General features: G+C 71.5%; 20 protein-coding genes. 12 read left to right on the top strand and 8 right to left on the bottom strand.

All coding sequences use genetic code 11. The features are described 5' to 3' along the window. Positions 1-9 precede the first annotated feature (9 nt). The 5 genes from nuoL to ACF08F_RS12100 all read left to right on the top strand — a co-directional run bounded on the left by nuoL (position 10) and on the right by ACF08F_RS12100 (position 7,140). A complete protein-coding gene (gene nuoL / locus ACF08F_RS12120; RefSeq protein ID WP_392298392.1) occupies positions 10-1,902 on the top strand; it encodes an NADH-quinone oxidoreductase subunit L in 1,893 nt (630 codons plus the stop codon). 5 nt (positions 1,903-1,907) lie between these two features. Beyond that, the gene (locus tag ACF08F_RS12115; protein WP_392298391.1) at positions 1,908-3,488 is read left to right on the top strand and encodes an NADH-quinone oxidoreductase subunit M; all 1,581 of its coding nucleotides are present in this window, start codon (positions 1,908-1,910) and stop codon (positions 3,486-3,488) included. Continuing rightward, entirely contained in the window at positions 3,485-5,137 is a 1,653-nt protein-coding gene (gene nuoN / locus ACF08F_RS12110; protein ID WP_392298390.1) for an NADH-quinone oxidoreductase subunit NuoN, read from the top strand. The genes ACF08F_RS12115 and nuoN overlap by 4 nt, the downstream gene beginning before the upstream one ends. A 164-nt stretch (positions 5,138-5,301) precedes the next feature. Then, the gene (locus ACF08F_RS12105; RefSeq protein ID WP_392298389.1) at positions 5,302-6,276 is read left to right on the top strand and encodes an AraC family transcriptional regulator; all 975 of its coding nucleotides are present in this window, start codon (positions 5,302-5,304) and stop codon (positions 6,274-6,276) included. Positions 6,277-6,315: 39 nt separating this feature from the next. Beyond that, the gene (locus tag ACF08F_RS12100; RefSeq protein WP_392298388.1) at positions 6,316-7,140 is read left to right on the top strand and encodes a carbohydrate-binding protein; all 825 of its coding nucleotides are present in this window, start codon (positions 6,316-6,318) and stop codon (positions 7,138-7,140) included. A gap of 63 nt (positions 7,141-7,203) precedes the next feature. Here ACF08F_RS12100 and fahA read toward each other — a convergent pair whose 3' ends face one another. Then, a complete protein-coding gene (gene fahA, locus ACF08F_RS12095) occupies positions 7,204-8,430 on the bottom strand; it encodes a fumarylacetoacetase (RefSeq protein WP_392298387.1) in 1,227 nt (408 codons plus the stop codon). Between the two features lie 290 nt (positions 8,431-8,720). Here fahA and ACF08F_RS12090 point away from each other — a divergent pair, with 290 nt between their 5' ends. Further along, the gene (locus tag ACF08F_RS12090) at positions 8,721-10,103 is read left to right on the top strand and encodes an LPXTG cell wall anchor domain-containing protein (RefSeq protein WP_392298386.1); all 1,383 of its coding nucleotides are present in this window, start codon (positions 8,721-8,723) and stop codon (positions 10,101-10,103) included. Between the two features lie 61 nt (positions 10,104-10,164). Here ACF08F_RS12090 and ACF08F_RS12085 read toward each other — a convergent pair whose 3' ends face one another. Next, positions 10,165-12,171 (bottom strand): CocE/NonD family hydrolase, encoded by a 2,007-nt coding sequence (locus ACF08F_RS12085; RefSeq protein WP_392298385.1) that lies wholly within the window; start codon positions 12,169-12,171, stop codon positions 10,165-10,167. 21 nt (positions 12,172-12,192) lie between these two features. Then, positions 12,193-12,378, bottom strand: a complete 186-nt coding sequence (locus ACF08F_RS12080; RefSeq protein ID WP_392298384.1) for a hypothetical protein — start codon at positions 12,376-12,378, stop codon at positions 12,193-12,195. Between the two features lie 186 nt (positions 12,379-12,564). On the opposite strand from ACF08F_RS12080, the gene ACF08F_RS12075 reads away from it, so the two are divergent. Then, entirely contained in the window at positions 12,565-13,575 is a 1,011-nt protein-coding gene (locus ACF08F_RS12075; protein WP_392298383.1) for a polyprenyl synthetase family protein, read from the top strand. A gap of 208 nt (positions 13,576-13,783) precedes the next feature. Continuing rightward, complete coding sequence (locus tag ACF08F_RS12070; protein WP_392298382.1) at positions 13,784-14,962, top strand: outer membrane lipoprotein carrier protein LolA; 1,179 nt, start codon at positions 13,784-13,786, stop codon at positions 14,960-14,962. Between the two features lie 92 nt (positions 14,963-15,054). Here ACF08F_RS12070 and ACF08F_RS12065 read toward each other — a convergent pair whose 3' ends face one another. After that, positions 15,055-16,359, bottom strand: coding sequence for a M28 family metallopeptidase (locus tag ACF08F_RS12065; protein WP_392298381.1), 1,305 nt, complete (start codon positions 16,357-16,359; stop codon positions 15,055-15,057). Between the two features lie 831 nt (positions 16,360-17,190). Continuing rightward, on the bottom strand, positions 17,191-17,610 hold the full coding sequence (locus tag ACF08F_RS12060; protein ID WP_392298380.1) for an ATP-binding protein: 420 nt from the start codon (positions 17,608-17,610) through the stop codon (positions 17,191-17,193). 143 nt (positions 17,611-17,753) lie between these two features. Here ACF08F_RS12060 and ACF08F_RS12055 point away from each other — a divergent pair, with 143 nt between their 5' ends. The 3 genes from ACF08F_RS12055 (at position 17,754) to ACF08F_RS12045 (ending at position 20,444) form a co-directional block, all read left to right on the top strand. Further along, positions 17,754-18,620 carry a Scr1 family TA system antitoxin-like transcriptional regulator gene (locus tag ACF08F_RS12055; RefSeq protein ID WP_392298379.1) on the top strand — a complete coding sequence of 289 codons (867 nt, stop codon included), beginning with the start codon at positions 17,754-17,756 and terminating at the stop codon, positions 18,618-18,620. Further along, positions 18,617-18,805 (top strand): DUF397 domain-containing protein, encoded by a 189-nt coding sequence (locus tag ACF08F_RS12050; protein ID WP_392298378.1) that lies wholly within the window; start codon positions 18,617-18,619, stop codon positions 18,803-18,805. The genes ACF08F_RS12055 and ACF08F_RS12050 overlap by 4 nt, the downstream gene beginning before the upstream one ends. 1,141 nt (positions 18,806-19,946) lie before the next feature. Next, positions 19,947-20,444 carry a DUF1203 domain-containing protein gene (locus ACF08F_RS12045; protein WP_392298377.1) on the top strand — a complete coding sequence of 166 codons (498 nt, stop codon included), beginning with the start codon at positions 19,947-19,949 and terminating at the stop codon, positions 20,442-20,444. Here the strand turns inward: ACF08F_RS12045 and ACF08F_RS12040 are convergent. Continuing rightward, on the bottom strand, positions 20,423-21,058 hold the full coding sequence (locus ACF08F_RS12040; protein WP_392298376.1) for a DUF4291 domain-containing protein: 636 nt from the start codon (positions 21,056-21,058) through the stop codon (positions 20,423-20,425). The two genes, ACF08F_RS12045 and ACF08F_RS12040, sit on opposite strands and share 22 nt — an antisense overlap. A gap of 147 nt (positions 21,059-21,205) precedes the next feature. Further along, a complete protein-coding gene (locus ACF08F_RS12035; RefSeq protein ID WP_392298375.1) occupies positions 21,206-21,643 on the bottom strand; it encodes a winged helix-turn-helix transcriptional regulator in 438 nt (145 codons plus the stop codon). A gap of 176 nt (positions 21,644-21,819) precedes the next feature. Here ACF08F_RS12035 and ACF08F_RS12030 point away from each other — a divergent pair, with 176 nt between their 5' ends. Beyond that, complete coding sequence (locus tag ACF08F_RS12030; RefSeq protein ID WP_392298374.1) at positions 21,820-22,137, top strand: DUF6401 family natural product biosynthesis protein; 318 nt, start codon at positions 21,820-21,822, stop codon at positions 22,135-22,137. Positions 22,138-22,141: 4 nt separating this feature from the next. Here the strand turns inward: ACF08F_RS12030 and rarD are convergent, their stop codons facing one another. After that, on the bottom strand, positions 22,142-23,092 hold the full coding sequence (gene rarD, locus ACF08F_RS12025; RefSeq protein WP_392298721.1) for an EamA family transporter RarD: 951 nt from the start codon (positions 23,090-23,092) through the stop codon (positions 22,142-22,144). Positions 23,093-23,097: the final 5 nt, after the last annotated feature.

Below are 23,097 nucleotides of genomic sequence, written 5' to 3'. Positions count from 1 at the left end.
GGCTGACCCGTGGAAAATCTCATTGCGCTGCTCGTCGGGGTTCCCCTGCTCGGCGCGGCCGTCCTGCTCTGCGGCGGCCGGCGGCTCGACAGGACCGGGCACTGGCTCGGCACCCTGCTCGCGGCCGTCACTTTCGTCATCGGCCTGGCGCTCTTCGCCGACATGCTCGGCAAGAGCGCCGACGACCGGGCCCTGCACCAGCGGCTGTACACCTGGATCCCGGTGGAGGGCTTCCAGGCGGACATCGCGTTCCAGCTCGACCAGCTGTCGATGACCTTCGTCCTGCTGATCAGCGGGGTCGGCACGCTCATCCACGTCTACTCCATCGGCTACATGGAGCACGACGAGCGCCGCCGCCGCTTCTTCGGCTATCTCAACCTGTTCGTCGCGGCGATGCTCCTGCTCGTCCTCGCCGACAACTACCTGCTCCTGTACTTCGGCTGGGAGGGCGTCGGCCTCGCCTCGTACCTCCTGATCGGCTTCTGGCAGCACAAGCCCAGCGCGGCCACCGCCGCGAAGAAGGCCTTCCTGGTCAACCGGGTCGGCGACATGGGCCTCTCGATCGCCATCATGATCATGTTCACCACCTTCGGGACCTTCGCCTTCGGGCCGGTCCTGGCCTCCACCGACCAGGCGAGCCAGGGCACGCTGACCGCGATCGGCCTGATGCTGCTCCTCGCCGCCTGCGGCAAGTCGGCCCAGGTGCCGCTGCAGTCCTGGCTCGGGGACGCGATGGAGGGCCCGACCCCGGTCTCGGCCCTCATCCACGCGGCCACGATGGTCACCGCCGGTGTCTACCTGATCGTCCGCTCCGCGGACATCTTCAACGCGGCGCCGGACGCGCAGCTCGTCGTCACCGTCGTCGGCGCGGTCACGCTCCTCTTCGGTGCGATCGTCGGTTGCGCCAAGGACGACATCAAGAAGGCGCTCGCCGGTTCGACGATGTCGCAGATCGGCTACATGATCCTGGCGGCCGGCCTCGGCCCCATCGGCTACGTCTTCGCGATCATGCACCTGGTGACGCACGGCTTCTTCAAGGCCGGGCTCTTCCTCGGCGCCGGTTCGGTCATGCACGGCATGAACGACGAGGTCGACATGCGGAAGTACGGCGGCCTGCGGAAGTACATGCCGGTCACCTTCGTCACCTTCGGCCTCGGCTACCTCGCGATCATCGGCTTCCCCGGTCTGTCCGGCTTCTTCTCCAAGGACAAGATCATCGAGGCGGCCTTCGCGAAGGGCGGCACCGAGGGCTGGATCCTCGGCGCGGTCACCCTGCTGGGCGCGGCCATCACCGCGTACTACATGACCCGCGTGATGCTGATGACCTTCTTCGGCGAGAAGCGCTGGCAGAACGACGAGAACGGCGAGCCGCCGCACCCGCACGAGTCGCCCAGGTCCATGACGATCCCGATGGTGCTGCTCGCCGTCGGCTCCGTCGCCGCGGGCGCACTCTTCGAGTTCGCCGGCTTCGTCGAATGGCTGGAGCCGGTCACCGGCTACGCGCACGGCCACCCGCCGATCAGCGCCGCCGCCGTCACCACCGCCACCGTCGCCGTCATGGTGATCGGCGTCGGGCTCGCCTACCTCCAGTACGGGCGCAGGCCCGTCCCGGTGGTCGCCCCGCGCGGCTCGCTCCTCACCCGGGCGGCCCGCCGCGACCTCCTCCAGGACGACTTCAACCACGCCGTCTTCGTCACCGGCGGGACGCACGTGACCCGCTCCCTGGTCTACGTCGACCACACCCTGGTCGACGGCGTCGTCAACGGCACCGCGGCCGCCGTCGGCGGACTCTCCGGCCGGCTGCGCAAGCTCCAGAACGGCTACGCCCGCACGTACGCGGTCTCCATGTTCGGAGGTACTGCGGTGCTGATCGCCGCGACCCTGCTGATGAGGGCGGTGTAACTGTCATGTCCTTCCCGCTCCTTACGGTCACGGCAGCGGTGCCGGCGCTCGGTGCGATCCTCACCGCCGCCGTCCCCGCCGCCCGGCGCACCGCCGCCAAATGGCTGGCGCTGCTCGTCTCGCTCGCCACGCTGGTGCTCGCCGCCGTCGTCTTCGTACGGTTCGAGCCCGGCGGCGAGCGGTACCAGCTGACCGAGTCCCATGCCTGGATCAAGGACTTCGGCGTCCGGTACGAGCTCGGGGTCGACGGCATCGGGGTGGCGCTGATCGCGCTCACCGCCCTGCTGATCCCGTTCGTCATCCTGGCCGGCTGGCACGACGCCGACCCCCTGGAGACCTCGTCGAAGAGATGGCGCCCGACGCAGGGCTTCTTCGCCCTGATCCTCATGGTCGAGGCGATGGTGATCCTCTCCTTCGAGGCCACCGACGTCTTCCTCTTCTACGTCCTCTTCGAGGCCATGCTCATCCCGATGTACTTCCTCATCGGCGGCTTCGGCGACCGGGCGCACTCGGGCTCCGACGAGAACGCGGCGGCCCAGCGCTCGTACGCGGCGGTCAAGTTCCTGCTCTACAACCTGGTCGGCGGCCTCATCATGCTGGCCGCCGTCATCGGGCTCTACGTGGTCGCGGGGAACTTCTCGCTCACGGAGATCGCCGAGGCGCGGGCGAACGGCTCGCTGGAGATGGCGACCAACACCGAGCGGCTGCTGTTCCTCGGGTTCTTCTTCGCCTTCGCCGTGAAGGCGCCGCTCTGGCCGCTGCACACCTGGCTGCCGAACGCGATGGGGGAGGCCACCGCCCCGGTCGCCGTCCTCATCACCGCCGTCGTCGACAAGGTCGGCACCTTCGCGATGCTCCGCTTCTGCCTGGGGCTGTTCCCCGAGGCCTCGAAGTGGGCCACCCCGGCGATCATCGTCCTCGCGCTCATCAGCATCGTGTACGGGGCGCTGCTCGCCGTCGGCCAGCGGGACATCAAGCGGCTCGTCGCCTACGCGTCGATCTCGCACTTCGGCTTCATCATCCTGGGCATCTTCGCGATGACCACCCAGGGCCAGTCGGGCGCCACGCTCTACATGGTCAACCACGGCATCTCGACGGCCGCGCTGATGCTCGTCGCCGGCTTCCTGATCTCCCGGCGCGGCTCGCGGCTCATCGCCGACTACGGCGGTGTGCAGAAGGTCGCCCCGGTGCTCGCCGGCACCTTCCTGATCGGCGGCCTCGCGACCCTGTCGCTGCCCGGACTCGCCCCGTTCGTCAGCGAGTTCCTGGTCCTGGTCGGCACCTACGCCCGGTACCCGGTGGCCGGGATCATCGCCACCACCGGCATCGTCCTCGCCGCGCTCTACGTCCTCGTCCTGTACCAGCGGACGATGACCGGCCCGGTGAAGGAGGAGGTGCGCTCGCTGCCGGACCTGCGGGCGCGTGAACTGGCGGTGGTCGTCCCGCTGATCGCCGTGCTGATCTTCCTCGGCGTCTTCCCGAAGCCGCTGACGGACGTCGTCAACCCGGCGGTGCAGCACACCATGTCCGACGTCCAGCAGAAGGACCCCCAGCCCACCGTGCCCAACGTGGAGGCCGCCCAGTGAGCGCAACGGCTGTCCACAGCCTGTGGACGACGGCGGCGGTCGAGCCGCTGAACAAGATCCCGGCCCCCCACATCGAGTACACGCAGCTCTCGCCCGTGCTCATCGTGGTCGGCGCCGCCGTCGTCAGCGTCCTGCTTGAGGCCTTCGTGCCCCGCAAGGGCCGGTACGTGGCCCAGGTGTTCCTGTCCGTCCTCGCCCTCGCCGCGTCCTTCGCCGCGGTGATCGCCCTGGCGGCCGGCGGGTACGGCACCACCAAGGCCCAGATCGCGGCCATGGGCGCCATCGCCGTCGACGGACCCGCCCTCTTCCTCCAGGGCACCATTCTCCTCGCCTCGATCGTCGCGATCTTCACCTTCGCCGAGCGCAGGCTCGACCCGGCCGACCACGGCCACAAGGTCGACTCCTTCGCCGCCGAGGCCGCGGCCGTCCCCGGCAGCGAGCAGGAGAAGGCGGCCGTCAAGGCCGGCTTCACCACCACCGAGGTCTTCCCGCTCGCGCTCTTCGCGATCGCCGGCATGCTGGTCTTCCCCGCGGCCAACGACCTCCTGACGCTCTTCGTCGCCCTGGAGGTCTTCTCCCTCCCGCTGTACCTGCTCTGCGCCGTCGCCCGCCGCAAGCGGCTGATGTCGCAGGAGGCGGCCGTCAAGTACTTCCTGCTCGGCGCCTTCTCCTCGGCGTTCCTGCTCTTCGGGATCGCCCTGCTCTACGGCTACGCGGGCTCCGTCTCGTACGCGACGATCGCCCGGGTCGTCGACGGCGCCGTCGTCTCCGTGAACCCGGCGCTCGCCGACACCATGGGCAACGACGTCCTGCTGCTCATCGGCTTCGCCATGGTCCTCACGGGGCTCCTCTTCAAGGTCGGCGCCGTGCCGTTCCACATGTGGACCCCGGACGTCTACCAGGGCGCCCCGACCCCGGTCACCGGCTTCATGGCCGCCGCGACCAAGGTCGCCGCGTTCGGCGCGCTGCTGCGTCTGCTGTACGTGGTGCTGCCGGGTCTCACCTGGGACTGGCGGCCGGTCATGTGGGGCGTCGCGATCGTCACCATGCTGGGCGGTGCGATCGTCGCCATCACCCAGACCGACATCAAGCGGCTCCTGGCCTACTCGTCCATCGCGCACGCCGGGTTCCTGCTGGCGGGTGTCATCGCCGCCACCCCCGACGGCATCTCGTCCGTCCTGTTCTACCTGGGGGCGTACTCCTTCGTGACGATCGGCGCGTTCGCCGTCGTCACCCTGGTCCGGGACGCGGGCGGCGAGGCCACCCACCTCTCCAAGTGGGCCGGACTCGGACGCCGTTCGCCGCTCGTCGCGGCGGTCTTCGCGGTCTTCCTGCTCGCCTTCGCCGGCATTCCGCTGACCTCCGGGTTCTCCGGCAAGTTCGCGGTCTTCAAGGCGGCGGCGGACGGCGGCGCGGGCGCGCTCGTCGTGGTCGGTGTGATCTCCTCGGCGATCGCCGCGTTCTTCTACATCCGGGTGATCGTGCTGATGTTCTTCAGCGAGCCGAAGGCGGACGGCCCCACGGTCGCCGTGCCCTCGGCCCTGACGACGCTCACCATCACGGCGGGCGTGGTGGTCACGCTGGTGCTCGGCCTCGCGCCCCAGTACTTCCTCGATCTCGCCAACCAGGCGAGCGTGTTCGTGCGGTAGCCCCGGGGGCGTTTACGGAGGAGGGGCCCGGCTCGTGGCGAGCCGGGCCCCTCCGGCGTGCCCGCGCGGGGTGCCGCACGCGGGGGTGACCCGTCGGAGGTGCCCGTGTCATCGTGGAGACCGCCCCGAATGGTCTGTACCAGTAGTCGAGAGGGAAGCGGCAGATGCGTGGCTCGACCGTGTTACCCGGGACTCCCTGCGCCGCCCCCCGAGCGGGCGAGCCACCCGTCCACCGCCTGGAAGTGCGCCTGCCCGACGACGTGCCCTTCGCCGCCGGCAGCTTCGACGCCCTCGGCCCCATGTCCCGGGCCGCCTTCCCCCACCGCCACACCTTCTACGAGATCGTCCACGTCACCGCCGGGACCGGCGCCCACGTCGTCGACCTGGCCCGCTGGGAGCTCCGCCCGCCGCACCTGGCCGTGATCGTGCCCGGGCAGGTGCACCGCTGGGAGGACGTCCGCGGTCTGGAGGGCACCGTCGTCCTCTTCACCGAGGACTTCCTCCTCGACCACCCCGGCGACCGCGAACTGCTGCGCCGCCTCGGCGAACGGCCCTGGCTCACCCTCGACGGGCCCACACACGCCCGTACCGCCCTCCTGATGGCCGAACTCGCCGAGGAGTACGGGCACGGCGACCCCGGCTTCGCGACGGTCCTGCGGTCCCTGCTGCGCGTCCTCCTCGTCCGTACGGCGCGCCTGCCCGGCCCCGGAGCCCGTGGCGGCCCCGGAACCGGCGGCGGGAGCGGCCCGAGTCCCGCGACCGGGGCGCCGCCCGGCCGGACGGGGGCCGTCGCCGAGGGGTTCGCCCGGCTGATCGCCCGTACCGGCGAGGGCCACCCGTCCGTGCGGGAGTGCGCCGAGCTGATCGGGGTCACCCCCGGGCACCTCACCGCGGCCGTGCGGGCCGCCACCGGCCGCACCCCGGGGGTGCTGCTCCGCGAGGCGCGCACGCGCGAGGCCCAACGGCTGCTGATCGGAACGGACCTGTCGATCCATCAGGTAGCGCGCCGGACCGGCTTCGACGACCCCGCGTACTTCTGCCGCTTCTTCCGCCGGGAGACGGGCCGCAGCCCGGGGGACTTCCGAAAACACCACGACGGCCGTGTTCCGTCCCTCGAAGGCGGCGGCGCACGGGCCTAGGTTCGTTGCGACCCCAGCCCCCCCGCACGAGGAGCAGGCATGGACCAGGAAACCAGTACCGGGCACGTCACCCGCAAGGCGGTGCTGCGCGCCGCGCTCGCCGCCGGCATGGCGGCGCCCGCGGTGCTCATGGGCGTCCCGGCGCTCGCCCGGACCCTCACCGCCGGTGAGGCGGCGCCCGCGCTCACCCCCGAGTGCGACGACGGCGACGACCCGACCCCGCCCCAGACCGAGGGCCCCTACTTCAAGCCCAACTCCCCGCGCAGGACGAGCCTGTTGGAGTCCGGCACAGCCGGCGTACGGCTCACCGTCAGCGGCTACGTCTTCGGGCTCGCCTGCCGGCCGATAGCGGGCGTCCTGCTGGACTTCTGGCAGGCCGACACCAACGGCGCCTACGACAACACCGGCTTCCGCTTCCGCGGGCACCAGTTCACCGACGCCCAGGGCGCCTTCAAGCTCACCACGATCGTGCCCGGCCTCTACCCCGGCCGCACCCGGCACATCCACGTCAAGCTCCAGGCCCCCGGCCGCCCGGTGCTCACCACCCAGCTGTACTTCCCGAACGAGCCCCGCAACAACACCGACACGATCTTCGACCCGCGGCTGCTCATGACCGTGCGGGACGCGGGCGGGGCCCGGGAGGCCGCCTTCGACTTCGTCCTGAACGTGCCGCAGGACCCCGGCCCGAGCCCGACGGCCACCGCGACGACCCAGCCGCCCGGCGGCAGCTGGGCCGCCGGGACCGTCTACCGGCCGGGGGACACCGTCACGTACGGCGGCCCGGGCTATGTGTGCCTCCAGGCGCACACCGCCCAGGCCGGCTGGGAACCGCCGAACGTCCCCGCACTCTGGCGGCTCCGCTAGGGCGGGTTGCGCAAGCAGCACCAGACGCCGTCGGGCAGGCGGGACTTTCGCAACACGCCCTAGCTAAGCGGAAGGGGCGATCCGGCCCCGGACCTCGCCGAGACCCACGCGCGTGCCGTCCGGGCCCGGCGCCCAGGCCGTCAGCACGACCTCGTCGCCGTCCTCCAGGAACGTCCGCTTGCCACCGGCCAGTTCGAGCGCGTCCCGGCCGTTCCAGGTGAGTTCGAGCAGCGAGCCGCGCTGGCCCACCTCGGGCCCGGAGACCGTCCCGGAGCCGTACAGGTCGCCCGTGCGGAGCGAGGCGCCGTTCACCGTCATGTGGGCGAGCTGCTGGGCCGCCGTCCAGTACATGGTGGAGAACGGCGGCTCGGCCACCGTCTCGCCGTTGATCTCCACCGTGATCCGCACGTCGAAGCCGCCCGGCACGTCCTCGGCCGCGTCGTCCAGGTACGGGAGCAGCGGGAAGTCCCGGGCCGGCGGGGCGGTCCGGGCGGCGTCCAGCGCCTCCAGGGGCGTCACCCAGGCCGAGACCGAGGTCTGGAACGACTTGCCGAGGAACGGGCCGAGGGGCACGTACTCCCAGGCCTGGATGTCCCGCGCCGACCAGTCGTTCAGCAGCGTCAGGCCGAAGACGTGCTCCTGGAAGTCGCCGAGCGCGACCGGGCGGCCCAGCTCCGAGGGGGTGCCGACGAGGAAGCCGACCTCCGCCTCGATGTCCAGCTTCACGGACGGCCCGAAGACCGGGGCCGCGTCGGTCGGCGCCTTGCGCTGCCCGGAGGGGCGCACGACATCGGTGCCGGAGACCACGACCGTGCCCGCGCGACCGTGGTAGCCGATCGGCAGGTGCTTCCAGTTGGGGGTGAGGGCGTCGCCGTCGGGGCGGAACATCTTGCCGACGTTCGTCGCGTGGTGCTCGCTGGCGTAGAAGTCGACGTAGTCCGCGACCTCGTACGGCAGGTGCAGCGTCACCGCGTCCAGCGGGTGCAGCAGCGGCTCGATGTCCGCGCGGTGCGCCGGCACCGTCACCCAGGCCGTGAGGGCCCGGCGGACGTCGCGCCAGGCGGTCCGCCCGGCCGCGAGCAGCGGGTTGAGGCTCGGCTGGGCGAGCAGCGTCGCGAAGGGCGAGCCGAGCGCGTGCGCCGCGGCGCCCGCGTCCAGCACGTACCCGCCGATCCGGACGCCGAGCCGGCGCCGCTCGGGCTCGCCGGCGGTGGTGAAGACGCCGTACGGGAGGTTGTGCGGGCCGAAGGGATCGCCCTCGGCCAGGTCGAGCGGGCTGTGCTCGGACATCTGTGCGTGCCTCGCTTTCCACGTGTGTGGGGGACACGTTACGGGGCGGGCCGCCGGGCGCTGATGACATGGATCACACAGAAAGTGCGGCCTCCGTGGGCAACTGTCCGCATTCGTGCGGTATGTGGCCGAGATTGGTGTGAGCACCCGCTCCGACTGCGGAAACAGGGCTCCCGGGGCGGCCCTCCGCGCCATACGATCGCGATGGCGTCGCGCCGCGTGAAGCCCCCGCGGAGGCACGCCCCCACGCTCTCTTTTCGCTTTCCCTGACCAGGAAAAAGGTCCGCACTGTGAAGATTCGTCGCATCCTCGCGACCGCCGTGGCCGCCGCCGTGACCACCCCGGTCGTGTTCCTCTCCGCCGCGCCGGCGTTCGCCGACACCAAGCCCGCGCCCGCCTCGACGCAGAAGCCCGCCTCGGACGACGACCCGGACGGCGATGACTTCGCCGAGTACGAGAAGCTCCTCGCCGCCGTCGCCGCGGCGGAGGCCAAGCTGGACGAGCTCAAGGCCAAGCGCAAGGCGGCTGTCCAGGACGTCTGGGACAACAAGATCGACGAGGCCCTGAAGACCGAGCTGGCCGCGGCCACGGCCGCCGTCGAGGCCGCGAAGACCGCGCAGGCCACCGCCGACGCGGCGCTCGTCACGGCGGAGGAGGCCCTGGCGAAGCTGAAGGAGACCGGCAGCACCGCCACCCCGGAGGAGATCACGGCGGCCGAGCAGGCCGTCACCGCCGCGAAGACGGCCGCCGAGACCGCCGCCGCCGACAAGGCCGCCGCCGACCTCCGCCTGAAGAACGCGGACACCGCCGTGGACGACGCGCGCGTCGCCCTCGTGCGGAAGGTGAGCCTCATCGACGCCGAGATCGTCGTGGCCGAGCAGGACCTCGCCGACGCCGAGGACGCCCTGGCGGAGTTCGAGGGCGATGCGGTCTGCGACGAGGAGGAGATGGAGAAGGAGTCCTCCCTCAAGGTCGCGCTGACCGGCCCGAAGACGATCACCGCCGGCACCGGCGCCGTCTTCACGCTGCGCGTCACCAACACCTCCGACCAGACCCTGGAGGCGGTCCAGGCCTACGCCTCCGCCTTCCAGCTCCCGGAGTCCGATGACGTCATCGACGACGAGACGGACTGGGAGAACCAGCTCATCCAGGTCGAGTGGTCCTCCGCCGACAACCTGGAGTGGACGGAGTTCTCCGAGAAGGACGAGGCCATCGAGCTCGGCAACCTGGTCAAGGGCGGCTCCGCCGACGTGAAGCTGCGCCTCACGGTCGACGAGGACGCGCCCGCCGGCGAGGGCATGGCCTTCGCGGGCGGCGCGTACGAGACCGACGGCGACGAGGGTTGCGGCACGGGCGACATGGCGACCGCCGAGTTCGACATCCTCGCGGCCAAGGACGGCAAGCCGTCCCCGAAGCCCACCTCGGCGACGGAGTCCCCGGAGCCCACCCCGTCTGCCACGACGACCACCCCGGCGCCGACCGCCACCTCCACGGGCAACACCGGCACCACCCAGCAGGGCGGCTCGTCCAGCACCCCGGTGAACAACGGCGCCCTCGCCGCCACCGGTGCGAACGACACCCTGCCGCTGGGCCTCGCCGCCGCGGGCGCCGTCGCGCTCGGCGCCGGCGCGCTGGTCTTCGCCCGCCGCCGCAAGGCCGGCGCGGACGCGTGACCCGCTGAAGGCGCCCGTACCCCCCGCCGGGGTGCGGGCGCCTTCGCGCGTCCGGCCGTCCTCAGCCCGCCGTGCGCGGGATCCGCTCCTCCCAGGTGCGGTGGAAGAGGACCTCGCCGCCCTCCTTGCACACCACCTCGTTCGAGGTGGTGAAGGAGTCCGCGTCGCAGGAGATCTCCGAGCGCGTGTCGACCGTGACGTCCCAGGCCATCTCCGGCCGGTGCAGCCGGATCGACCACTCCGAGCGGGTCCGCGCCGACAGCGGGTCGCCCTCGTCGATCGTGTACGTCTCCACGGCGTCCTCGGTGAACTCCAGGCCGTCCGGGTACACCCGCGTGCCCCCGTACTTCGGGTCGACCTCCAGCCTCCACTCGCCCTTCGCCACGTCCCGCACCACGACCCGCTCCGGGCGCGGCTCCTCCAGGGTGCGCGGGTAGGCGACGCCCAGCGGCTCGGACTGCTCCGGCTCCTGCCACTCGACGGCGTCGTCCGTGTGGCGGCGCACCGGCAGGGTGAGGGAGGAGTCCACCGGGTCGAGCGTGAAGCCCTTCGCGTCCGGCTGCGGCCAGATCCACGGCCAGTACGTGGAGGAGACCGCGAGCCGCACCCGGTGGCCGGGCGGGAAGGTGTGCCCGATGCCGTTCAGCTCGAAGACGAAGCTCTCCCTCTCGCCGACCTGCGCCTCCACGGCCCGGTCGCGACCGTAGCGCGCGGAGAAGTTCAGCGCGCCGCGCGTGACGAGCGTCGAGGAGCCGTCGGGGGCGATGTCGCAGAGCCGGGCGACGACCTGTCCGGTGGGGGCGCCGGCGCGCAGCGAGAGGCTCACGGAGGGGCGGCCGAGGATCTCGATGGGGCCGCCGTCCTCGGGGACGGGGAAGTCGAAGCAGGCCGAGTGGGCGTCCTCCTCGCGCTGGTCGGGCGGCAGGTCGGCGTCGTTGCCGAAGGGGAAGAACCGGCCGGCGTCGATGCCGGTCTGCTGCGGCGAGTCGACGACGACCGGGGCGCCCTGGAAGCCGTACGTCACGGGGGTGACGTTCGGGGAGGGCCAGGCGGGGTCGGTGACCCAGCGGCCCGGCAGCTCCTCGTAGACGGTGGCCGGGGGGTGCGAGTCGCTGATCCAGGAGCGCAGCAGCGGCTCGGCCATCACGTCGTTCTCGACGCCCTTGAGGTGGTGGTCCCACCAGCGCAGGGTCTCCTGGAGGAAGCCGATGGCGGGTCCGGGCGGCAGGCCGCGGTCCGGGTACTGGTGGGACCAGGGGCCGATGATGCCGCGCACCCGGTCCTGGGGGAGGTGCCTGGCGAGCCGGAGGACGGTGTCCCGGTACGGGTCGTGCCAGCCGCCGACGGCGAGGACGGCCGCCCCGACGGCGGAGTAGTCCTCGCAGACGCTGCCGTGCTTCCAGTAGGCGTCCCGGGTCTGGTGGGCGAGCCAGGTGTGGATCAGCGGCTCCACGGCCTCCAGGCGCTCCAGCCACATCGCGCGCCACTCGTCGCCGATGTACCGGGGGTCGGGCGGGCGGCAGACGAAGGCGAGCATGGTGGCGGCCCAGGCGTGCATGTCGACGCCGAGGACCGAGCCGCCCATGTAGTGGACGTCGTTGTCGTACCGGTCGTCGGTGGAGCAGACGGTGACGACGGCCTTCAGCGGCTCGGGGGCGAGGGCGGCGATCTGGAGCGCGTTGAAGCCGCCCCAGGAGATGCCGAACATGCCGACCCTGCCCGAGCACCAGGGCTGTTCGGCGAGCCAGTTCACGACGGCCACGCCGTCGGCGAGCTCGACGGCGTCGTACTCGTCGCCGGGGAGGCCCTCGCTGTTGCCGTGGCCGCGGACGTCGACCCGTACGGAGGCGTAGCCGTGGCCCGCGTACCAGGGGTGGCGCTGCCAGTCGCGGGGCGCGGTCCAGTCGGTGAGGCGGTACGGCAGGTACTCCAGGAGGGCCGGCACGGGTTCCTCGGTGACCGGGCGCCAGATCCGGGCGTACAGCCGGGTGCCGTCCGGGAGCGGGATGCGGACGTCCTCGTGGCGGGTCTCGTACGGGAAGTCGGTGCGGATCTTCGGCTTCGGCATCAGCTCACCTCGGGGGCTGCCTCAGTGGACGGGGTGCATGGTGCGGCGCAGGCGGGGCGCCGGGGCGGGCGGGAACTCGGCGGCGTGCTTGCGCCCGGGCGGGTGACGGCGGCCCGCCGCGCACCGGATCGGACGGAGGAACGCGTGGTCGTCCTCCGGCGGCGGCTGCTCGCCGTTCGGATCCGTGTCGATCGCTGTTCGGGACAAAACGCCTACTCCTGGTCGTATGAGCTGATCACGAACATACCGGGGGTGACGGGAAGGCGCCCACGGTGATCGAAAGGTGACCGGATACGCTGGCTTGAGTGAATCGAGCGACACATCGACAATCCGTGTGATCGTCAAACAGTCCATGTGATCGTCAGCAGGCGTCAGCAGACAGGAGACCCCCTCGTGACCGTCGTCGGGCCGTTCGGTCTTAGCGTGCGGGACCAGGCTCTCGAGGCCGATGTCCAGACGGGGTTGGCGGCTGTGGAGGCGGGCCTCCTGGACGCCACCAAGAGCGATGTCCCCTTCATCACGGAGGCCGCGCAGCACCTCGTCCTGGCCGGTGGCAAGCGGTTCCGCCCCCTGCTCGTGATGCTCGCCGCCCAGTTCGGCGACCCCTACGCGCCGGGCGTGGTGCCCTCCGCCGTGGTCGTCGAGCTCACCCACCTGGCCACGCTCTACCACGACGACGTCATGGACGAGGCCGACGTCCGCCGCGGGGTGCCGAGCGCCAACACGCGCTGGGGCAACTCGATCGCCGTCCTCACGGGTGACTTCCTCTTCGCCCGCGCCTCGCACACGCTCGCGGACCTCGGCCCCGAGGCCGTACGGATCCAGTCCGAGGCGTTCGAACGGCTCGTCACCGGCCAGATCCTGGAGACCGCGGGCCCGACCGACGGCCGCGACCCCGTCGAGCACTACCTCGACGTCCTCGGCGGCAAGACCGGCTCGCTCGTCGCCGTCTCCTGCCGCTTCGGCGCGATGATGGCCGGCGCCGACGAGAGCGTCGTCGACATCCTCACCCAGTACGGCGAGCGCCTCGGCGTCGCCTTCCAGCTCGCCGACGACGTCCTCGACATCGCCTCCGACTCCCACGAGTCCGGCAAGACCCCGGGCATCGACCTCCGCGAGGGCATCCCGACCCTGCCCGTCCTGCACCTGCGGGCCGCCGCGGCCGCCCACGGCCGCCCCGAGGACGTCGAGCTCGTCGCCCTCGTCGACAGCGACCTGACGGACGACGAGCGGCACGCCGAGGTCCTGCGGCGGCTCCGCGTCCACCCGGCCCTGGAACAGGCCCGGCGGGACACCGTGCGGTACGCGCAGGAGGCCCGGGAGATGCTGGCGCCGCTGCCCGACGGCTACGCGAAGTCCGCGCTCCAGGAGATGTGCGACGCGGTCGTCCACCGCGCGCGCTGAGGTCCCTCGGAGGCGTCCGGCGTGCGCGCTGAGGCCACTCGGAGGCACTCGGCGCGGCGCTTCCGTACCTCGCGCGGGTGAGGGGATCTCGGGGTCGGGTCATCCCGAAGCAGTACGTGAGGTTGATCCCCGGGGCTGACGCTTCCGTGCCGCCGTTTTGGTCAGATGGAGTCATCGACCACCAGAGCGCACGGAGGAAGCGGAGACCATGGCAGACACCCGTAAGGCGAGCCGGTTCATCGTCCCGGTCGCGGTGGCAGGAGTGGCCGCGGCGACCATCGGGCTCGTCCCGGCGCTCGCGGCGGCCGGCGACCCGGACCTGCCGGAGATCACGGCCCAGCAGCTCATCGAGAAGATCGCCGCCTCGGACACCCAGACCCTGTCCGGCACCTTCAGGATCTCCACCGACCTCGGCCTGCCCCTCGACGGCCTGGCCGGCCTCGGCGGTCTCGCCGGCGCCACCGGCGGCTCCTCCACCGCGGACCCCGCCGAGAAGCTCACCGAGCTCGTCTCCGGCACGCACACCCTGCGGGTGGCCGCCGACGGCCCCGACCGCCAGAAGCTCACACTGCTCGACGGCTCCGACGAGTACAGCCTCGTCCACAACGGCGCCGACGTCTGGGCCTACGACAGCAAGTCGAAGGAGGTCTTCCACGAGAAGGCCCCCGAGGGCGCGGACGCCGAGGCGGAGAAGCCCGCGAAGGAGCTCCCGACCACCCCGAAGGAGCTCGCCGACGAGGTCCTGAAGGCGGCCGGCGACACCACCTCGATCACCGTCGACGGCACGGCCAGGGTCGCCGGCCGGGACGCGTACCAGCTGGTGATCAAGCCGAAGCAGTCCGGCTCGACCGTCGAGTCCGTCAAGATCGCCGTGGACGCGGCGAACGGCACCCCGCTGAAGTTCACCCTCGCCTCCGTCGAGGGCGGCAAGCCCGTCGTCGACGCGGGCTTCACCAAGGTCGACTTCGGCCGGCCCGCGGCCTCCACCTTCGACTTCAAGGTCCCCGAGGGCGCCAAGGTCACCGAGGGCGCCGCCGAGAAGGCCGCGGAGGAGGAGCAGCTCCCCGGGGGCTTCGAGAAGGGCCTCGGTGACCTGGAGAAGGGCTTCGGCGGCTTCGGGAAGGACGGCGGGCTCAACGTCATCGGCGAGGGCTGGACGACGATCGCGAAGCTCGACACCGGCGCGCCCGCGCCCAACACGGACGAAGCGCCGAAGGAGATCCAGGGTCTCCTGGACTCCTTCGGCGACAAGGTCACCGGGAAGTTCGGCTCCGGCACCGTCTTCAAGACGAAGCTGGTGAACGCGCTGCTCACCGACGACGGCCGGGTCTACGTCGGCGCGGTGACGCAGGACGCGCTGGTGGACGCGGCCAACGCCGGTAAGTAGCGGTCCGGTTGGGACCCCGGGCGGGTCGGGGGCGATGGTCACCGACCCACCCGGGAGCTTGCGGTACCGCCTGCGCCGGTCCTTCCCCGGGCTTACGGGAAGGTCAGCTTGAAGTTGTTGATGTAGCCCGTGTCGACCGAGGCCTTGTCCTGGACGCGGAGCTTCCAGGCCCCGTTCGCGACCTCCGAGGAGGCGTTCACGGTGAAGGTCTGGACGATGTTGTCGGCGCTGCCGCCGGCCCGGTTGGACAGGCTGTAGACCGAGCCGTCCGGGGCGACCAGGTCGACCACGAGGTCACCGCGGTAGGTGTGGACGATGTCCACGCCGACGGCGAGGTTGCTCGGCGCGTTGCCCGTGATGCCCGTGACGTTGACCGTCGAGGTCACCGCGGCGCCGTTGTCCGGCACGGAGACGTCGGCCGAGTTCTCGAAGACCGTGCCGGTGGGCGGGTTGGTCGTGGCGCCCGACAGCTTCCAGACCGCGTACGCGGCCGCGTCGCTGTTCCGGTCGAGGGCGGTGTCGCTGATGTTCGACGTCGTGTCGCACGAGGAGTGGTAGCAGCGGTCGAAGGCCGTGGCCGTACCGCCCCACTTCGACACCTGGGCACTGGACTTGACCCGGCTCGCGCCCGTGAAGAGACCGCCGACGGGTATGCCGACGTTCTTGAACGAGGCGTGGTCCGAGCGGCCGTCGCCCTCCGTCTCGATCTCGGTCGGGACGCCGAGACCCGCGAAGTACTCCTTGAAGGTCGCCTCGATGGTCGGGTCGTCGTCGTAGACGAAGTAGCCCGGGTTCGGGGAACCGATCATGTCGAAGTTCAGGTAGCCGGCGAACTTCGCGCGCTCGGCCGTGGGCAGCTGGCTGACGTAGTACTTCGAGCCGATGAGGCCGAGCTCCTCCGCGCCCCACCAGCCGAAGCGCAGGTGCTTGGAGGGCTGGTAGCCGGAGCGGGCGACCGCGAGGGCCGTCTCCAGGACGGCGGCGGAGCCGGAGCCGTTGTCGTTGATGCCGGCGCCTGAGGAGACCGAGTCGAGGTGCGCGCCGGCCATCACGACCTGGTTCGGGTCACCGCCCGGCCAGTCGGCGATGAGGTTGTAGCCGACGGCGCCGTTGGAGGTGAACTGCTGGAGGGTCGTGGTGTATCCGGCGGCGTCGAGCTTCGCCTTCACGAAGTCGATCGACGCCTTGTAGCCGGTACGGCCGTGGGCGCGGTTGCCGCCGTTGGCGTTCGCGATCGACTGGAGGTCCGTCAGGTGCTGCTTGACGTTGGCCAGCGGGATGTCGGGCGCGGCGGCGATGGCGTCGGGCGCGGCGGTGGCCGGGGCGGCGCCGGCGAGGGCGCCCAGGACGAGGGCCGAGGATCCGGCCAGGGCGGCGAGTCTCACGGAGAGTTTCATGTGGGGGCTCCGGATTCCGAACGGGGATGGGACGGAACGTGCGAGACGCCTCGGGCGTGGGTGCCACGAGGCGCTGGAGCTGTGCGTGTTTCGTGCGTGCGCGGTGCTTCGTGAGTTCAACTGCTCTTGGTGCTGCTGAATGTTCAGCCTGATGTCGAGTTCACGTCAAGAGCGTATTCAGGACAAGCCTGTTCGTTCAGCGGACAGTTGGCGGATCGACCGCTACTGATACGGGACATCGAAGGCGACGACTTCCGTCCCGACCGAGGACGCTCCGGACCCAGGACCGGGGCCCTCGGGTCGCCCCGCAGGAGTAGCGGAGAGCGGGGGTGATCGTGGCGCCGGCTCCTCGTCCGTGCCCCGGGGCCCGAGTCATCAGCCTCATGCTGGGCGGCCTCTCTGGCAGGCGGTGGGCGATCAGCCCGGCCGGGCTGATCAGGCCGACGGGGAGGCCCGCACAGAGCGTCCGCCGTACGGCGTCGGCGTCCGCCCCGCGCTCCAGCAAGGCCGTCAGCCCGGGTGCGAGCCTCCGCACATCCCGCTCGGGGAGAAGCAGCCGGGGCTGTACGCGCGGGGGCCGGCGAGGGGATCGGCGGCGGGGCGGTCGGGCTCGGCGAGCGGAGAGCGCTTTGACGCTGACGGACATCCGGCGGGTTGTGAGCGAGAGCATATGCCAGGCAACCCGCTCCAAAACCAGCCCAGTTGCCGCAAGTCACCCGAGTGGGTGACAGGCGTTCCGGGGGAGAAGGGTGGGGGAGGGTGGGGTATTTCCCTGCTCTTCCTCCTTCGTCGCGCGGGCAACCGCGTCGCGGACGTCCGCGACGCGGCTATTCAGGAAAGCCCCAGCTCAGCCCAGACGGTCTTCTGCGGAACGGGCCCTCGCCGCACACCCCAGCGGAGCGAAAGCGCCTCCACGATCACCAGCCCCCGTCCGCTCTCCCCGTCGCCGGGGTGGCCGCCGACGAGCGGCGCCCGGTCACCCCGCGTGTCGGTGACCTCGACGCGGAGCGTCTCGACGGATGCGGAGATCCCCAGCCGGAAGTCCCGCCCCGGGATGCGACCGTGCGTCACGGCGTTGTTGGCCAGCTCGGCCACGATCTGCGCCACCGGCTCGGAGGCGGCTTCCAACCCCCAGGAACGCAGCTGCTCCACGGCGAGAAGCCGGGCGAGCCGGGCACCTCGGCGGGTGGAGGAGAGCTGGAGAGCGAAGTGGCGTGTAGGCGCCATGAGTTGGCTTGAATCCTGGTTCATGCGACCCAGCGTGGCGAGCGTTGCCTACGCTGCCCATCGAACACGCCCTTACGTACGGTTACTGTCCTGTGGCTGTCCCGCCTTGTCTCGACTGTCTCGGACCGCACCCCGGGTAGAGGGCCGCCACAAGGAGGTGGGCACGCATGAGCGTGGACGAGGCGAACGGTGCGGCAGTCGAGGACACGGGGTGGGAGGTCGATCCCGGCGACGAGCCGGGCGCGGCGGTCGTCGCCACGGTCGGCCGTCAGATCCGGCTGTGGAGAGAGACGAAAGGCCTGCGGCCGGCCGAGTTCGGGGAGCTGATCGGCTACAGCGAGGACCTGATCCGGAAGGTGGAGCGGGGGGACCGGATTCCACGGCCGGAGTTCCTGGACAAGGCGGACGGGGCACTGGGGGCGGGTGGGCTTATCGCCGGGATGCGGAACGACCTCATGGAGGTCCGCTACCCGAAGAAGGTGAGGGACCTGGCGAAGCTGGAGGGGCGGGCGGTCGAGTTCTGCATGTACTCGAACTTTGATGTTCACGGCCTGCTGCAGACCGAGGAGTTCTCGCGCGCGATTCTGCGGACGTGGCGTCCCGCCTATGGCCCGGAAGAACTGGAGAGGTTCCTGTCGGCGCGAGTAGCCCGTCGTTCGGTGCTGGAAAAGACTCCGGCGCCGGAGTTCAGCTTCGTCCAGGAAGAGGTGTCGCTGAGGCGGCCCATCGGAGGGAGAATGGTGCTGCGTCGTCAGCTCGAACATCTTCTGGAGGTGGGCGAGTTGCCCAACGTTGAGATCCAGGTGATGCCGACCGAACGAGCCGATCACCCCGCGACGGGCGGGCGCATCGCGCTCCTGAAGTTCGGGGACGGCACGGCGGTCGGACGCATGGACGGCGACTTCGGCGGGCGCCCGGTCTCCGACCTCAAACGACTCCGGATCTTGGAGCTGCGCTATGGCATCATCCGCTCCAAGGCCCTCACTCCGGCGGAGTCACGGGACTTCATCGAGCAACTGCTGGGAGAGACATGATCGGCAACCATGAGCTGAACTGGTTCAAGAGCAGCTACAGCGACAGCGGCAACGGCAACGACTGCGTCGAGGTCGCTACCTCCCCCGGCACCATCCACGTCCGTGACTCCAAGGACACCGAGGGCCCCCGCCTCGCCTTCGGTCCGGCCGCCTGGGCCGGGTTCGTGAGCCACGCGTCCGAGTAACGCCGACGTCCGGGGTGTGGAGGCTCAAGGGGCGGAGGTTTCGGGCGGGCTTCTGGTCGGGCCGCCCTCGTTCCGAGTGTGGCGGGCTCCACCACCGCGTCAAGGGCGCTCCCGATGGTCGCGTCGGCAAGCCGATGGCCTACGGCCACCCTTGACCCGGCGGCGGAGCCCGCCTTTTCACACTCGGAGGGCGGCCGGGGGCCGGGGCCCACGCACCCTGCCCGGGCATCGGTACCCGTTGAGAGGCGGGTGGCGGCCCGGTGGGGTGGGGCTGGGTTCGTTGTCGAGGTCGGTGGTCGAAGACCGGCCGGTGGGGTCGCGCGGCAGTGGAATGGGGCGGCCAGGCGGAGCTTGGCGAGGTGCGGCCGTCGCCTGGTCGGGATTCAGGCCCCGCTGGTCGCTCCCGGTGGGTGGAGACGAATCAAACGTGCAGATACTCCGGGTAACAGGCGGCGACAGAGAGCCCATAGCGGGCATTTCGGTCCAACGGGTGGTGCGACTGCAGGGTTTGTTCGCCCGGTGGCCCCCGGCGGCCCCCCGGCGACCTCTGAGGCCTCCCCGGACTGGTCGGCGATGCAAACCGTGCACTACTCGCAGTAACTTTCCCCTGGAAAGAGGGTAACCCGGGCATTTTGTCCATCAGGCCGGTCGGAGTGCGCAGTTCGTCTGCCCGAGGGCCCTTTCCAACCGCCGGGAGTGATCAGCGGGGCCTGAGTCCCGGCCATCCGGCTACCGCAACTCGCTTGGCTCGGCCCGGCCGCCCCATTCAACGACCGCGCGACCCCCACCGGCCGACCTTCGCCCACTCGCCCCGGCCACTGGCCGAGCCCCCACCCACCGGCCTGTCACCCGCGCACGCGACCGGTACCGATGCCCGGGCAGGGTGCGTGGACCCCGGCCCCCGGACCGCCCTCCGAGAGTTGTTGCGCAGCTTCCGGTGCCGGGTCAAGGGTGGCCGTAGGCCATCGGCTTCGCCGACTCGCCCTTGACGCGGCGCCGGAAGCTGCGACTCTCGGAAAGAGGGCGGTCCCACCGGAAGCCCGGAAGAACCGTCCACCCCCAGGACCCTCAAGACCCCCGCCCCGAGCGCCCCGTCCGAATTCCGCCAGCGCGTGGGGGAGGGGCGCCTGAGGCTGGCCCCATGAGCCTTTACGCCGCACGTGCCATCCCGTCCTCCGTCCTTGCCGAGCTGCGCGTCACCGACGACGCGGGGCGCCCGTGCGTCCCGTACGCCGACGCCGAGGGCGGGGCGCCGCTGCGCTGCTGTCTGCGTCGGTCCGTTCCGGGCGAGCGGATCGCGCTCGTGTCGTACGCGCCGCTGCGGCGCTGGGCGGCCGGGACCGGGGTCGAGCCGGGGGCGTACGACGAGCAGGGTCCCGTCTTCGTGCACGCCGAGGAGTGCGGGGGCCCCGCGCCCTCGGAGGAGTACCCCTTCGCGCGGGCCGGGGTGCTGCGGACCGTCCGGCGGTACGACGCGGCGGGCCGGATCGCGGGCGGGCTTCTCCTGGAGCTGCCGGAGGTCCCCGGCGAGGCCTTCGACCGGGCGTTCGCGGAGGCGTTCGCCGACCCGGCGGTCGCGCTCGTGCACGTCCGGGCGGTGGAGTACGGCTGCTTCCTCTACGAGGTGCGCAGGCCCTGACCGGTCCCGGCCGCCGCTTCGGGGACGACGAGGTGGTCGAGCAGCCCGGCCGGCGTCGGGTACGGCTCCTCGCGGGGCAGCAGGCGGGCGGCCGCGGCCGGATCGCCCGCGCGGACCAGTGCGTGGACGTCGTGGGCGAGCGGGGTCACGTCGGTGACCGAGACCGTCCACTCGTCCGCGTACCGGCGGGAGGCCTCGCCCGACAGGCCGAGCTGGAGCGAGCGGTACGGGAGCGGGCGCAGGTGCGGGTCGCGCTCCGGGTCCCACTGGACGCGGGCCGGGGCCTGCCCCAACTGCCGCTTCCAGGTGGCCTGGTCGGGGTGGAAGCCGCGCACGTAGTGCGAGAGGCAGGCGTTCCGCAGGGCCCACTCGAAGCCCTCGCGGGTGATCTCCACGGCGAGGACCGTCTCCTGGCCCTCCTTCGTGCCCCAGCCGCAGCGGTACATCATCCACAGGAACGAGGGCTTGATCCACGTCATCCGGTCACGCTTCCAGCTGGCCGGGAATCGACCGTCGCGGGCGGCGGGCAGGCCGATCGCCGGGGCGTACGCCTGGTAGACGGTGACGGTGTCCGGGGTGTGGAGGGCCCGGATCCGGTACTTCGGTTCTTCCATGACCTCAGGGTGGGCGAGGGCCCGGGGGCCTGGCCACCGGATTTCCGGGGGCCAGCGGACCTCCGGGGGTCGCCGGACCTCCGGGGGTCACCGGACCCCCGGCGGCCACCCGATCTCCAAAGCCGGCAGCGGGTCGTGGGCCGGCCATCAGGCGAGGGCCGCCTCCTTCGCGTCGTACGCCTCGCGCGCCGCCGCGATCTCGTTCTGGTGCCGCTCGGTCCAGGTCACGAGGGAGCGGATCGTCGTGTGCAGGGTGCCGCCGAGGGGGGTGAGCTCGTACTCGACGCGGGGCGGGACCACCGGGTGGACGGTGCGCTTGACCAGGCCGTCGCGCTCCAGCTGCCGCAGCGTCACGGTCAGCATGCGCTGGCTGACGCCGTCGATCTCGCGCTTGAGCTCGGTGAAGCGCAGGACCCGCCGGTCGAGAAGGGCGATGACGAGCAGGGACCACTTGTCGGCGACGCGGTCGAGGATCTGGCGGACCTCGCAGTCCTCGCGGGTGTCCCACTGGAAGGGATCGGGGTCCCCGTCGCTCCCGTAGTTCGCCGCGCAGTGGCTCGGGGCCTTGATGGCGCTGTCATCCATGCCCCTGATCCTGACGCGGCGCCTTGTCGGTTACAAGAGGGAACCGACCCCATGGGCGGTAACCGGCCACTCCGGGAAACCGCCCGGGCGCCGGCCCGGAGGCCCTGGCCGGAGGTCCCGCGGGCTGCGACCAAGGTCACGTCCTGAACCTCCCGGGGCACACCTAATGTGGAGGGATGAGCGATTCGCCCCGCTGCCCGTTGACCGAGGTCGCCCTCGCGTACCTGCCCCGGCTCGCGGAGGTCACCTCCGAGCCGGGCCTCACGGCCGCCGTCGACCAGCACGCCGCCGAGGTGTGTGACGCGCTCGTCCCGGCCCAGCGCGGGCCCGAAGGCCGCACCGTACGGCGGGAGGAGCTCGCCGAGTACGTGCGGGGCTTCACCCACGGGCTCACCGAGGCCGAGTGGGCCGAGCCCGCGGGCCACGACTTCGTGACCCTGCGGCTGACGGCGGTCTGCTGGCTGATACGGGAGCACGACCTGCTGGCCGCCTGAGGGCTCAGAGCCCCTGGCGGACCTTCTCGGCGGGCGCGGCCGCGGGCGTGGCCGACTCGGCCGAGGCCGCCGCCACCGCCGCCGCCACGGCCTCCGCCTCGGCCGACGCGGCGGCCATCGCGGCCCGGCTGCGGCGGGCCGTGCGCAGGGCGTCCCAGGTGAGCAGTGTCAGGGCGAGCCAGACGAGCGAGAAGCCCGCCCAGCGCTCCGGCGGCATCGCCTCGTGGAAGTAGAGGACGCCGAGCAGGAACTGGAAGGTCGGCGCCAGGTACTGGAGCAGTCCGAGCGTCGACAGCGGTACGCGGATGGCGGCCGCGCCGAAGCAGACCAGCGGCACCGCCGTGACGATGCCGGTGGAGACGAGCAGGGCCGCGTGCCCCGCGCCGTCGGAGCCGAAGGCCAGATCGCCCTGGGTGCCGAGCCAGACCAGGTAGCCGAGGGCCGGCAGGAACTGGACGGCGGTCTCGGCGGCGAGCGACTCCAGGCCGCCGAGGTTGAGCTTCTTCTTCACCAGGCCGTAGACCGCGAAGGAGGAGGCGAGGGTGAGCGAGATCCACGGCGGCTGCCCGTAGCCGATCGCGAGGACCAGGACGGCCGCGAAGCCGACGCCGACCGCCGCCCACTGGGCCGGGCGCAGCCGCTCCTTGAGGACGAGGACGCCGAGCGCGATGGTGACGAGCGGGTTGATGAAGTAGCCGAGGGAGGCCTCGACGACCCGGCCGGTGTTGACCGACCAGATGTAGAGGCCCCAGTTCACGCTGATGACGGCGGCGGCGACGGTGATCAGGGCGAGCTTGCGCGGGCTGCGCACGAGCTCGGGTATCCAGCCCCAGCGGCGGAGCGCGAGCAGCGCGATGCCGACGAAGACGAGCGACCAGACCATCCGGTGGGCGAGGATCTCGACGGCCCCGGCGGGCTTGAGCAGTGGCCAGAAGAGCGGGACCAGTCCCCACATGCCGT

This window comes from Streptomyces sp. NPDC015130 (genome assembly GCF_043080005.1).
Classification (GTDB): Bacteria; Actinomycetota; Actinomycetes; order Streptomycetales; family Streptomycetaceae; genus Streptomyces.
The sequence above is the reverse complement of the archived record's forward strand: the minus strand, read 5'-3'. Positions and strand labels throughout refer to the sequence as shown.

Excerpts from the sequence above, each read along its gene's own strand:
- ACF08F_RS12115 (WP_392298391.1), top strand. The coding sequence starts at position 1,908 with ATGTCCTTCCCGCTCCTTACGGTCACGGCAGCGGTGCCGGCGCTCGGT.
- ACF08F_RS12105 (WP_392298389.1), top strand. The coding sequence starts at position 5,302 with ATGCGTGGCTCGACCGTGTTACCCGGGACTCCCTGCGCCGCCCCCCGA.
- ACF08F_RS12100 (WP_392298388.1), top strand. The coding sequence starts at position 6,316 with ATGGACCAGGAAACCAGTACCGGGCACGTCACCCGCAAGGCGGTGCTG.
- fahA (WP_392298387.1), bottom strand. The coding sequence starts at position 8,430 with ATGTCCGAGCACAGCCCGCTCGACCTGGCCGAGGGCGATCCCTTCGGC.
- ACF08F_RS12085 (WP_392298385.1), bottom strand. The coding sequence starts at position 12,171 with ATGCCGAAGCCGAAGATCCGCACCGACTTCCCGTACGAGACCCGCCAC.
- ACF08F_RS12070 (WP_392298382.1), top strand. The coding sequence starts at position 13,784 with ATGGCAGACACCCGTAAGGCGAGCCGGTTCATCGTCCCGGTCGCGGTG.
- ACF08F_RS12065 (WP_392298381.1), bottom strand. The coding sequence starts at position 16,359 with ATGAAACTCTCCGTGAGACTCGCCGCCCTGGCCGGATCCTCGGCCCTC.
- ACF08F_RS12060 (WP_392298380.1), bottom strand. The coding sequence starts at position 17,610 with ATGAACCAGGATTCAAGCCAACTCATGGCGCCTACACGCCACTTCGCT.
- ACF08F_RS12055 (WP_392298379.1), top strand. The coding sequence starts at position 17,754 with ATGAGCGTGGACGAGGCGAACGGTGCGGCAGTCGAGGACACGGGGTGG.
- ACF08F_RS12050 (WP_392298378.1), top strand. The coding sequence starts at position 18,617 with ATGATCGGCAACCATGAGCTGAACTGGTTCAAGAGCAGCTACAGCGAC.
- ACF08F_RS12045 (WP_392298377.1), top strand. The coding sequence starts at position 19,947 with ATGAGCCTTTACGCCGCACGTGCCATCCCGTCCTCCGTCCTTGCCGAG.
- ACF08F_RS12040 (WP_392298376.1), bottom strand. The coding sequence starts at position 21,058 with ATGGAAGAACCGAAGTACCGGATCCGGGCCCTCCACACCCCGGACACC.
- ACF08F_RS12035 (WP_392298375.1), bottom strand. The coding sequence starts at position 21,643 with ATGGATGACAGCGCCATCAAGGCCCCGAGCCACTGCGCGGCGAACTAC.
- ACF08F_RS12030 (WP_392298374.1), top strand. The coding sequence starts at position 21,820 with ATGAGCGATTCGCCCCGCTGCCCGTTGACCGAGGTCGCCCTCGCGTAC.
- rarD (WP_392298721.1), bottom strand. The coding sequence starts at position 23,092 with ATGTGGGGACTGGTCCCGCTCTTCTGGCCACTGCTCAAGCCCGCCGGG.